8 protein-coding genes are annotated in these 11,442 nt (G+C 62.2%); 6 read left to right on the top strand and 2 right to left on the bottom strand.

Translation table 11 applies throughout. The features are described from left to right. Nucleotides 1-706: 706 nt before the first annotated feature. From IE125_RS00250 to IE125_RS00230, 5 genes are all read left to right on the top strand, one after another. Nucleotides 707-2,431, top strand: coding sequence for a type I secretion system permease/ATPase (locus IE125_RS00250; protein ID WP_229808846.1), 1,725 nt, complete (start codon nucleotides 707-709; stop codon nucleotides 2,429-2,431). Then, nucleotides 2,428-3,774 (top strand): HlyD family type I secretion periplasmic adaptor subunit, encoded by a 1,347-nt coding sequence (locus IE125_RS00245; protein WP_189442598.1) that lies wholly within the window; start codon nucleotides 2,428-2,430, stop codon nucleotides 3,772-3,774. Before IE125_RS00250 ends, IE125_RS00245 begins: the two co-directional genes overlap by 4 nt. Further along, nucleotides 3,774-5,228 (top strand): TolC family protein, encoded by a 1,455-nt coding sequence (locus tag IE125_RS00240; protein WP_189442597.1) that lies wholly within the window; start codon nucleotides 3,774-3,776, stop codon nucleotides 5,226-5,228. The genes IE125_RS00245 and IE125_RS00240 overlap by 1 nt, the downstream gene beginning before the upstream one ends. A 95-nt stretch (nucleotides 5,229-5,323) precedes the next feature. After that, a complete protein-coding gene (locus IE125_RS00235) occupies nucleotides 5,324-5,710 on the top strand; it encodes an MAPEG family protein (RefSeq protein WP_189442596.1) in 387 nt (128 codons plus the stop codon). 254 nt (nucleotides 5,711-5,964) lie between these two features. Further along, entirely contained in the window at nucleotides 5,965-8,070 is a 2,106-nt protein-coding gene (locus IE125_RS00230) for a putative bifunctional diguanylate cyclase/phosphodiesterase (protein WP_189442595.1), read from the top strand. Nucleotides 8,071-8,094: 24 nt separating this feature from the next. Here the strand turns inward: IE125_RS00230 and IE125_RS00225 are convergent, their stop codons facing one another. Then, nucleotides 8,095-9,378: a M24 family metallopeptidase gene (locus IE125_RS00225; protein ID WP_189442594.1), complete on the bottom strand. Its 1,284-nt coding sequence runs from the start codon at nucleotides 9,376-9,378 to the stop codon at nucleotides 8,095-8,097. Nucleotides 9,379-9,442: 64 nt separating this feature from the next. Continuing rightward, nucleotides 9,443-10,327, bottom strand: a complete 885-nt coding sequence (locus IE125_RS00220; protein WP_189442593.1) for a HalD/BesD family halogenase — start codon at nucleotides 10,325-10,327, stop codon at nucleotides 9,443-9,445. Nucleotides 10,328-10,465: 138 nt separating this feature from the next. Here IE125_RS00220 and IE125_RS00215 point away from each other — a divergent pair, with 138 nt between their 5' ends. Then, the gene (locus IE125_RS00215; RefSeq protein ID WP_189442592.1) at nucleotides 10,466-11,359 is read left to right on the top strand and encodes a LysR family transcriptional regulator; all 894 of its coding nucleotides are present in this window, start codon (nucleotides 10,466-10,468) and stop codon (nucleotides 11,357-11,359) included. Nucleotides 11,360-11,442 lie beyond the last annotated feature (83 nt).

The following is an 11,442-nucleotide window of genomic DNA, read 5'->3' as shown; positions in this document are numbered from 1 at the left end:
CAAATCGACCAACGTGTCGACCTATCGACAGATATCGCCTGCCATATCGGGGAGCTGCGGGGTCGAAACCGTCGGGCCGGAAAACTCGGGACTAAAGTCTACTGATGGCAAGCTAGCGCTTATCGTTATCCCGGCAAAGCTGAAACTTCTCCCACTCGGCCGGCCAAAATCACGAAGCCAACAAGCCTTTCAAAAAACGATGTAAACCAAATTTATTGCGTAATCATTGATTTATCTTCGAGTTCCGTCACCTCGTTATAAAACCCCTGATTACAAAAGTTTTCAAGGACGATAAAAATCAGACTCTGCCGGCTTTGTCGATGACAAATACCCGTCGCAACTTGGCCAGTCTCATTAGTCCATGACGCTACTTTTTCTCACCCACTTATCCGTTGGCGGAAAGTACCGAAGTCGAATGACGCACATAGATCATTGTCTATAAACGACTATTTTTCTATTTTCCTGCAACATCGCTTTGATCGGCTTGTTTTTGCCGTCTCAGAATGCGCTTGTAAATTTCTTCACAATTTACGCATCCTGCGTCAAGGATTTCCTCTTTCGCGCTTTTCCCTCCTTTTCAATCAGCGATTAAAGGATGCTTGACGTGAGCAAGCCCGACAATAAAACGGATCTGCAAGCCGCCCTTCGGACCAGCCGACGCGCGTTTCATTTTGTTCTGTTATTTAGTCTTTTCATCAATTTGCTGATGCTGGGTCCCTCACTCTATATGCTGCAGGTCTATGACCGGGTCATCACGACGCGCAGTGCGGAAACCCTGCTGATGCTGACGCTGGTCATCGGCTTTCTGTTTATCGTGATGGGCAGTCTCGATCTCGTCCGCTCTCGCATCCTGGTCCGGATCGGCAATCGTCTGGACATGCAGATCAACGAGCGCATCTACCAGTCGACTTTCAAACGCGCGCTGATGCTTCCCGGCAAACCTTCCGCCCAGCCGCTCCAGGACCTCACGACGCTGCGCCAGTTTCTCGGCGGCAATGGCCTGTTCGCCTTCTTCGATGCCCCCTGGATACCGGTCTATATCCTGATTCTGGCGCTGTTCCACCCCTGGTTCGGTGTGTTCGCGGCCGTGGCCGGTGTCACCCTGCTTGCGCTCGCCTGGATCAACGAAAGAACCACGGAGCCACTGCTCAAGGATGCCAATCGCGAACACGTGATGTCTCAGGAACTGGCGCAGAGTAACCTGCGCAACGCCGAGGTCCTCCAAGCCATGGGCATGCTGCCCAACCTGCTCTCGCGATGGAAACGCCAGCACTACGACTATCTGCTCCATCAGTCCCGCGCCAGCGACCGCGCCGGTACGCTGACCAACCTGTCCAAGACGCTGCGTACCGTCTTTCAGTCTCTGATTCTCGGTCTCGGCGCCTATCTCGTCATCGAAGGCAGCCTGACCGGCGGCATGATGATCGCAGGGTCGATCCTGATGGGCCGCGCCCTGGCGCCCATCGACCAGATGATCGGTGGCTGGAAAGGCTTCGTGGCGGCAAGGACGGCATACGGCCGGCTCAACGCGCTGCTGAATGCAGCGCCAAAAGAACCCGAGCGCATGCCGCTGCCGCCCCCGGTGGGAAGAATTCAACTGGAGGCGGTCACCGCCGCGCCACCGGGTGAGTCGCGCCCGACGCTCACCGAAATTTCACTGCAGTGCGAGCCTGGGCAGCACGTGGCCATCGTCGGCCCGAGCGCGGCGGGCAAGTCCACGCTGGCGCGGGTGCTGCTGGGCGTCTGGTCGCCGCTGCGTGGCTGCGTTCGCCTGGGCGCCACCGATATCGACCAATGGCCGCGGGAGCGACTTGGGCCTCATCTGGGCTACCTGCCACAGGATATCGAGCTGTTCGATGGCAGCATCAGCGAGAATATCGCGCGCTTCGGCCCGGTCGACCCCGCCAAGGTGATCGAGGCGGCTCGCAAGGCCGGCGTTCACGACATGATTCTGCGCCAGCCGGCGGGCTACGACACGCCGATCAGCGGCACCGGCGGCATCCTCTCGGGCGGCCAGCGTCAACGCCTCGGCCTGGCGCGCGCACTCTACGATAACCCGGTAATGGTCGTGCTCGACGAACCGGACGCCAATCTCGATGCCGCCGGCGAGCGTGCGCTGCTTCACTGCCTCCGCCAGCTCAAGCATCAAGGCACCACGGTATTCGTGATCAGCCACGCGCCCGGCATCCTCGAACATGTCGATAGGGTCATTGCTCTCGATGAGGGCCAGCTCGTTTCCTTCTCGCCCGTCAGAAAGGGGATTTCCTCACCGCACCACGAGTCACCGGTCAACGAGGCCTCTCCCAATGGCGCAACCGATAACCGAGAGCGCGGAGTCCACTCCGTCCGCCTGCGCGCACGCGGCCAGGCGAAACGCACCGACGACAACGCCGCCACGCCCCCTTCCTCGCCGGAGCAACCGACGTCATGACTACCCATTCCCACGCCGCAGGCGCCCTGGTATCCAGCGGCGCTCTGGAGCCTCGTCTGCCGACCAGCGATGCCAGAAGTCGCCGCTTTGGCCTCATCATTCTCGTCGTCGCCGTGGGCGGGTTCACGCTCTGGGCGACCACCGCCGAACTGGCGGTCGCGGTCGTCGCCCCCGGCTCCGTGACCGTCGAGAGTTCGACCAAGAGCGTGCAGCACTTCGAGGGCGGCATCGTCAAATCGATTCTCGTCGAGGATGGCGACACGGTCTCGGCCGGCGATCCGCTGATCGTGCTCGACGACACACAACCCCTGGCCAAGCTCTCGATAGCCGAATCGGAGTATCGCATCGCCCTGGCCAGCGAAGTGCGCCTGCTGGCCGAACAGAGCGACCGCGAGACGCTGACCTTTCCGGACGTTCTGCTCAACGACACCTCGGCCCGCGTGCAGGCCGTCGTCGACGTCCAGCGTCGTCTGTTCCAGGTCCGCCGACAATCGCTTGCCGATGCGCTCTCATCTCTGGACGAGAAGGCGCGACAGATGCAGGAGCAGATCGACGGGCTCGAGCGGCTGCAGAAGGTCAATCGCTCGAAGATCAGCTCGCTCTCCGGCGAAGCTAGCGACTACCGAACCCTGTTCAACGAAGGGCTCGGGGACAATCAGCGCCTGCGTGAACTCGAACGCCAGAGCCTGCAATTCCAGGGCGAGAATGCACAGCACAGTGCCGAAGTCGCTCAGTTGCGATCCCAGATCAGTCAGAACACCCTCGAGAAGCAGATCCAGCTGCAGAAATATCACCAGGAGGTGGGCGAGGACCTCAAGGATGTCCAGGCCCAGGTCACCGATGCCCAGGAGCGGATGACAGCGCTGAAGGATCAGGTTCAGCGGACCCAGATCGTGGCCCCCGTCTCCGGCACCGTGGTCGGTCTGCAGGTCCATACACGCGGCGCGGTCATCCGCTCCGGCGATACGGTCATGGAGATCGTCCCCTCCAACGACGGCTTTATCGTCGAGGCGCGGGTGGCCGATCGCGATATCGACAACGTGCATGCCGGCCAGCCGGCTGAGATTCGGTTCAGCGCCTTCAACCAACGCCTGTCGAACGTGATCGAGGGCGAGGTCGTTCACGTCTCCGCCGACAGCTTCGAGGACGAAGCGACTCACGCCCACTACTACAAGGCCCGAGTCAAGGTGACCGACGTGGGTCATAACGAGATGACCAGCAGCATGCAGCTACTCGCCGGCATGCCGGCGGAAGTGATGCTGCAGACCGGCGAGCGCACTTTCGCAAGCTACCTGTTCAAGCCGTTCAGCGACATGCTGGCGCGGTCGATGCGAGAAGAATAATGTCCAGACTGTTTCCCCGGCTGCTGGCGCTGAGCCTGCTCGGCCTCTCTCATTACGCCTGTGCGCAGGCGCTCACGGCCGGTACACCGCTCGCCACCGCCTCGCCGGTCGATGACTTGCCTGCGAGTGCGGACCAGGCCAACCCGCTTCCCTCACTGACGTCACTGGTCGCGCAGGCGCTCACCTACGACAGCGGCCTGCAAAGCCAGCGCCTGGACAGCCGCTCGGTGGCACAGGAGGTGCCCATGGCGCAGGCCAGACTGCGCCCTCAACTCGATGCCACCGCCGCCTACCGCTATCGGCAGGCAAACAACATCTATACCGACAACCCGGACGACTATCCCGACGAAGTCTATGACGATCGCGTTTCCGGAAAGACACGCGACCGAAGCTGGGAGGTCAGACTGACTCAGCCGCTTTTCAGCCTGGAGCGCTGGCGCCAGGTCGACAAGGCCCACGCCCAGGGCGATGCCGCCCTGCTCCAGGTGGCCGTCGCCGAGCGCGATCTCGCCGTCAAGGTGGTGGAGAGCTATCTCGACGCCTACCAGGCATCGCGAACGCTTGGCCTGCTGATTGCCCAGCGCGAGTCACTGGTACTGCAGCAGCGTCAGGCCCAACGCGCCTACGAGCTTGGCGTCGGCGATCGGCTCAATCTGCTGGAGTCCCAATCGCGGCTGGACCAGGCCGTTGCCGACCAGACCGCCGCGGAGAACGATCTGGCCAACGCCCAGAGCGATCTCGAGCGCCTGACCGGCACCCTGCTCGATATCGGTCCGGTCCAGCTCGCGACGCCGGAAGCTCTGGTCGTCGCGCCGGAACGGCAACCGCTCGATGCGTGGCTGGCGATGACCGCCAACAACGCGCAGGTTCGACTCGCCGCCGAGCGACAGCGCGTGGCCCGTGCCGATACCGACGTCAGGCGCGCCGGACGCTATCCCGAACTCAACCTCGTGCTGGGCTACAGCGATGTGCAGAGCAACGATGCGCTGCAGACCAGCGAGGATTTCAGCGCCAGCGTCGAAATGAACGTCACGCTCTATCAGGGGGGCTACACCTCGGCGAGCATTCGCCAGGGCGAACTCACCGCACTCTCCGGGGCCGCCGCCATGCAAAACGAGCGTCGACTGGCACAGCAGGAAGTTCGCAAGCGGCTTCGCAGCATGCAGGGTGATGTCCGTCAGCTCGAAGCGCTTCAACGTTCGATCGAGTCCGGCACGCTCTTTCTCAAGGCCGCGGAACGGGGAGAATCCGTCGGTCTGCGCGACCTCGTCGATGTCCTCGACGCGCGCTCCTCGGTCTACGACCTGCGCATTCGCTTCGTCAAGACCGCCTGCCTCTATCTCAAGGATCGCACCAACCTGGATGCCGCCGCCGGCCAGCTCGATACCGATGCCCTGCAGCAGATCACGGCGCTACTCGAGCGGATCGAAGGGGGCGACAGCCGGCAAGGCTGAAGCGACATCGGCCGCCAAAGACGCAGCTGGGTGCTACGCTGATGGCATCCGGCGCCCGTCGCCGATTGACGTCGCAACCAAGGAGCCTGCCACCGATGTCCACGCCACTCTGGTGTCTGTTGATCACCGCCCTGCTGCCATTCTGGCTGGCTTTCTGGGGTAGCAGCGTGCGCCAGCGGGAGTTCGGCAAGCTCGACAATCACCATCCCCGCCAACAGTACGCCCGGCTCGAGGGCAAAGGCGCGAGGCTCTGGGCAGCTCAGCAGAACGCCTGGGAGGCGCTGGCGCTATTCACCGCGGGCGTCGTCGCGGCGCAGTTCTCTGGCGGGGGCTGGCTTGCCGATATCGCCAGCGTCGTATTCGTGATCTCCCGAGTCGGTCACGCCCTGTGCTACGCCATGGATCTCGCCACCGCTCGCTCGGCGATCTTTGTCGTTTCTTTTCTTGGTGTGCTGTGCCTGTTCGCGACCGCGATCGGGTAATCTCCCGCGGGTTCACCAACCGCCACTCAATGCTCAGCGACTTCCGGCTCGGCTCTGTTTCGGGTTCGATCGGGAGCGACCCATGCCGACGGCGCGAAATCAGGTTTCGCCGCCATCCGACCTGGAAACCGATCATCGCGACGGCAAGCCCGCCAGATTCGGCTCAAGCGTTCATACGTTTGGCCGATACTGATCGTATCCGAGTCGATCTAGGATGACCTTGAGCGCTGCGGATTTCTCGAGAGATCCTTGTCATGCACAGCAACGACAATGCCGCCAACGATGCACCACCCGGGGCCGCCGGCCCGCGGGAGCGAGTGCCCTTGGAAGATGCCCTTCGCGCGACCGGGCAAGCCGCGTGGCACTGGCACTTCCCCGACGAGGCGATCCACTTCCATGGGTCGCGCCTGCCGGGCGGTGATGCCGGCGATCTCCAGCGACTGGTGTTGCGGGGACTGCTGCGTGTTGCCGATCCCCATAGCCGGGCGCAGCTGCAGCATCTGCGCCGCCAGATCCGCAGCGGCAAGAACGACGGTGATCTGACGCTGACACTGCACGGCCGATCGCCCGCCGAGCGCGTCCGCCTGAGAGGCGCGGTCACGGCACGCGATCACGCCGGTCAGCCCACCGCTGCCGCCGGCACCTGGGAGACACTGAGCCAGACGTGCCCGACGCCCCAGGCCCCGACGCCTCATACGGCGCCCCAAGCAATGGCCCGAAGCGCTCGCGTGCGTGCTCATGCCTTTGCGTCATCTCGCGACCCCATGCTGGTCGTCGATGCGAACTGGCGCATTCTCGAGGTCAACGATGCTTTCGTCGAGATGAGCGAGAGTGCCACTCAGGAGATTCTGGGGCGAAAACTCGACCACTACCTGGAATCGGCGACGCTCGATCACACGCCCGGCATGGTGGCTGCCGGGCCGCGCGCGCTGCATCACGAGGGGGCCTTCATCAGCGCCAGCGGTGTGCGCATTCCCATCGAGTTGACCTTGAGCGATTTCACCCTGGATGACGCGGGCGACATTCACTACATCGCCGCACTGCGCGACATCTCCGCGCGCAAGCGTTCGGAGCGCGAGCTCGAACATCTCGCCAGCATCGATACGCTGACTCAGCTACCCAACCGCGCCACGCTGCAGAGCAGCCTCAAGCATCGGTTGAAGCAGGTCACCGCCGAACGCGCCCTCGCCGTGCTGTTCATCGATCTCGACGGTTTCAAGCACATCAATGACTCGCTCGGGCATCAGGCGGGCGACGCGCTACTCAGAGTCATGGTCAAGCGGCTGCGGGCGACGTTGCGCAGCAAGGACCTGATCGCTCGCTGGGGTGGCGACGAGTTTGTCGTGATCGTCGATGTCGGCGCCGACGACACGCTTGCCGACCGGATCTCCCGGCGCCTGCTTGAGGCGCTGGCCCAGCCGATGGTGCTTGCCGGGCATCAGCTCAGCGTGACCGCGAGCATCGGCGTCGTGCACGCCCCCTGCGATGGGCAGGACAGCGAGACCCTGCTCAAGCACGCCGATGTGGCGATGTATGCCGCCAAGGACAGGGGCAAGAACGCCATCGTCGCCTACCACGACCAGCTGAAACATCACGATCTAGAGCAGATGTCGATGCTGACCCAACTGCGCGAGACGATCACCCGGCAAGCGCTCGATTTCGTCGTGCAGCCCAAGTTCGATGGCAGTCATCGGATCATCGGTGCCGAACTGCTCGCCCGATGGCACACCCCGACCTACGGTCAGGTACCGCCGGATGTCTTCGTGCCGCTGGCCGAGCACAACGGCATGGCGACGGCGCTGGGCAACCTCGCCATCGAGGCGGCGGCGAAGCATGCCGCCACGCTCGCGGCCAGTGGCCACCCGCTGCCGGTCGCGGTCAATGTCTCGGCGCTACACGTCATGGATGACGGTTTGTCCGACGCACTGCGCGAGGCTTGCCAGCGTCATGGCATCACCACGGATCAGATCGAGCTGGAAGTGACCGAGTCGGTATTTCTGGAGAACACGCGTGCGCCGGAGGTGCGAATCCAGCGTCTGCGCCAGGAGGGATTCCGGGTGGCGATGGACGATTTCGGCGCTGGCTACTCCTCGCTCGGCTACCTCAAGCGCCTGCCATTCGACACCATCAAGATCGACCGGAGCTTCATGCACGATCTCGAAGCGGACCCGCGCTCGCGCCACCTGCTGACCGGTATCGTCGGGCTGTGCAATCTGCTTGGCATGGAGACGGTTGCCGAGGGGGTAGAAACCGAGGCCCAATGGCAACTGCTCAGCGAGCTAGGTGTGCAGCAGTATCAGGGCTACCTGCTGGGCCGGCCGATGCAGATGTCGCAACTGATCGAGCGCCTGAAAGCCTAGCTCGCAGGCGCTCGGTCACGTCGTTCAGTATTCGCGCCCCAGCAACCGATCGTTGAACGGATAGCGTGAAAGCTTCTCCATTCCACTATCGGTAATGACGACTTCTTCCTCGAGTTTCACGCCATCGGCAGCGCCCACCTCGCCGATATAGCTCTCGACCGAGACGACCATGCCCGGCTCCAGCACACCATCGCTCGAGAAATCGTCGAAATCCATGTGATGGGCAACCAGCGGTGTCTCGCCGTGCATGCCAACGCCGTGAATGATCGAGGGGTAGCGACGATCGAGAAAGCGCTCCGGAATTTTCCAGGCTCGCTCGGCGATTTCGCGATAAGTGACGCCGGGCTTCAACAGCGCCATGTTGTGATGAACTTGATCGTAGGCCATCCGATAGAGGTGGCACTGATAATCGGACGGTTTGCCTGGGCCGACGTGGAAGGTACGAGAGAAATCCGAATAGTAGCCATGGCAGCCGATGGTATCGGTATCTAGCGCCACCAGTTCACCCGGGCGAATGACGCGATCGCTGGCCTCGTTGAACCAGGGGTTGGTTCGCGGGCCGGAGGACAGTAGCCGTGTTTCGATGAATTCGCCGCCCTGCTCGATCACGTTGCCGTACATGATCGCGAACAGCTCATTTTCGGTAATACCGGGGCGGATCGCCTCTTCGACTCTTGCCACCGCTGCCTCGCTGCCGGCCATCGACTGTGCCAGACAGGCGATCTCCTCCGGCGTCTTGATACGTCGGCAGTGCAGCGTGTCCTGCATGCAATCGAACACTTCGAGCCCCTGGGCCTCGAGAGAACGCGCCAGATTCAGCGCGCAGCGGTCCAGGCCAACCTTGCGATTGCCGGCGGCATGCGCCTGCACCAGCTCGGCGATCTCGATGCCGAAGGGATCGCTCGAGAGGTTGTCTCGCTGATTGACCGCCGACCAGACGACTTTTGACGTGCGCGATTCATCAATGGTTTCCAGCCAGGTCGAGACGTGGGCGCTGCCGGGGTACTCGAATAGAATGATCGGGCCCTCGAGCGGCACATAAATATAGCGTGTCGAGTTTCGCAGGAAGTAGCCAAACATGTTGCGCGAGCCGGTCGCATAGCGCTGATTGTTGGGATCGAACAGCACCAGCGCGGCATAGCCTTCCTCACGCATCATGTTGCGCAGTCGAGTCAGTCGTCCGGCGCGCAGCCTCACCGGATCGAAGGCCGTCGGAATGCTATCGCCATTGGCCATGGGTGCCGAGGGTACGACGGGTATCCGGTCCGGTTCGTGATCGGAAAGTTGTTCGAATTCAATAGTGCTCATGGAAAATCCCGATATCGAGTGATGGCGGTCGCTGAATACGCATGGCGCGTTGTTGGAAACACTGTCAGTCAGACAGCGCGTCGGATCGTCTGGCAGCGCCTTCGTGCAACATCCGTTCGTGAACCGACGCCATGCGCCCGAAAATGCGCTGGGCGCGTTCGGGACGACCGACGAACCCCGGCTCCTTGGCATAGGCAAAAATCACAGTGTGACGCTCTCGGTCGCCGACCACCGGCGTCACGCGATGCAACGAATAGCGGCCGAAGAATATCTGTAGATCGCCCAGCTGCAGCTCGAGCGATTTGAGCTGCTCTGTGTTGCCATCCAGCACCTGCTCGACGCCTTCGAAATTCTCGCCTTGCGGACTGCGGATGCCCGGCGCGTATTCGAATTTCCCACCGTCTTCTGGCTTGCGCGTCAGCAACGTGACGATGAATTCGTTGGTGTCGTAGTGCCACGGATGCTGACATCCCTCGCGCAGCACGTTCACTACGAGATCTGCCAGCGGGTCGGCGTACTCGTGAATCGTTTCCATACCAACGACGCTGGCAATGAAACGCTGAAACTGGGGATGCCGGTAGAGACGACGAATGATGGTCTGCTCGTCGATACGATCCCCCGCGACGAATCCATTCGTACGGTCATCGAAGCGATTTTTGGGGTGACTCTGCGGCAGCCTGTCATCACCGTTGGAGTTGTAGGGGTTAGTCTCGTTCTGGTTGAAATGCGCGCTGGGCGACAGCCGGTCAGTTTCTTCTTCGAGCTTGCCAAGTGCAGCCTGCGGTATGAACTGCTTGAGCACCACACATCCATCCTCAGCAAGCTGGGACCGGCACTCCGCAAGCAGACGCTGCCCCGCAGGGGCATCGAGATCGTCGAGAGGAAACCGTTCGAGATCGACCAGTCCCTTCAAAGAACTCGAAGACATATCGACAACGGAAGCGGCCATGACAACTCCTACTTGTTGTGAGTCAGTCTGGACAGGCTATGGATCGTCGTTCAACAATGAAAATGAATAGTTGGCATCAAATCCATTTCATCACGTCATCAATCGTCTCAAGCCATCCATCTGTTGGAGTCGTCGCTCATGGATCCTGACCTTCTACGTGCGTTCGTTGCCGTGGCGGAGTGCGAAGGCTTCAGCGCCGCCGGACGCATTCTCAATCGCACGCAATCCGCCGTCAGCCTGCAGATCAAACGGTTGGAGGATCGCGTCCGCGAACCGCTCTTCGAGCGCACTAGTCGCAGCGTCACGCTGACGCCCGCCGGTGGCCGCCTGCTCCCCTACGCGCGCCAGATCCTGAAGCTTCAGGACGAAGCCAAGCGCGTCATGATCAGCCAGCGCGAGGGGCGCCTGATACGTCTGGGCATCTCCGACGAGCAGGCGACCGCGTATCTGCCCACGCTGCTGCCGCAGTTCGCCGAGCGCTTTCCACACGTGCGCATCGAGGTGATCTGCGATATCAGCAGCAGTTTGGTTCAGCGGTTCCAGGAAGGGCTACTGGACATCGTGCTGGCCGTACGTCACGGGCCCACACAGACGGGCCAGCTCCTCGGCAGAGAGCGCATGGTGTGGGCAGTCGCCGATCACCGTGACGTCAGCGACTGGAACCCGCTGCCGCTGGCGCTCAATCCGGAAGGCTGCATCTTTCGTGCTCACGCCTTTGCCGCGCTCGGGCGAGAGGAGCGCGAGTGGGACGTGCGCTACACCAGCCCCTCGCCGACCGGCGTCAACGTCGCCGTTCAAGGCGGACTGGCGCTGACCGTCAAGACACCGCGCAGTCTGCCACCAGGCTGCCGGATCGTCCCCACCGACGCCTGCCTTCCGGATCTCGGGTATGTCGAGATCGAGCTGCATCGCTCGCCCGGCGAACTCAGCGAGGAGTTCGAGGCCTTCTGCCTGGCGCTCACCGATATCGTCACGCAGGCGGACTCGCTCGAAGAGGTCGAAGCGGTGGCGCCGGTCTCGGCACTGGCGTAACGTGCACTGGATCACGATGCCCCTCTGACACGGTTCCCGCGCTCGCGCGAGTATGGACCCGCACAGACCAGCCATAGACAGCA

Source organism: Salinicola rhizosphaerae, from assembly GCF_014652715.1.
In the GTDB taxonomy this organism is placed as follows: Bacteria; Pseudomonadota; Gammaproteobacteria; order Pseudomonadales; family Halomonadaceae; genus Salinicola; species Salinicola rhizosphaerae.
The sequence above is the reverse complement of the archived record's forward strand: the minus strand, read 5'-3'. Positions and strand labels throughout refer to the sequence as shown.

What these genes read in the sequence shown, in the direction of transcription:
- IE125_RS00250 (WP_229808846.1), top strand. Translation starts at nt 707, where the DNA reads ATGCTGGGTCCCTCACTCTATATGCTGCAGGTCTATGACCGGGTCATC.
- IE125_RS00245 (WP_189442598.1), top strand. Translation starts at nt 2,428, where the DNA reads ATGACTACCCATTCCCACGCCGCAGGCGCCCTGGTATCCAGCGGCGCT.
- IE125_RS00240 (WP_189442597.1), top strand. Translation starts at nt 3,774, where the DNA reads ATGTCCAGACTGTTTCCCCGGCTGCTGGCGCTGAGCCTGCTCGGCCTC.
- IE125_RS00235 (WP_189442596.1), top strand. Translation starts at nt 5,324, where the DNA reads ATGTCCACGCCACTCTGGTGTCTGTTGATCACCGCCCTGCTGCCATTC.
- IE125_RS00230 (WP_189442595.1), top strand. Translation starts at nt 5,965, where the DNA reads ATGCACAGCAACGACAATGCCGCCAACGATGCACCACCCGGGGCCGCC.
- IE125_RS00225 (WP_189442594.1), bottom strand. Translation starts at nt 9,378, where the DNA reads ATGAGCACTATTGAATTCGAACAACTTTCCGATCACGAACCGGACCGG.
- IE125_RS00220 (WP_189442593.1), bottom strand. Translation starts at nt 10,327, where the DNA reads ATGGCCGCTTCCGTTGTCGATATGTCTTCGAGTTCTTTGAAGGGACTG.
- IE125_RS00215 (WP_189442592.1), top strand. Translation starts at nt 10,466, where the DNA reads ATGGATCCTGACCTTCTACGTGCGTTCGTTGCCGTGGCGGAGTGCGAA.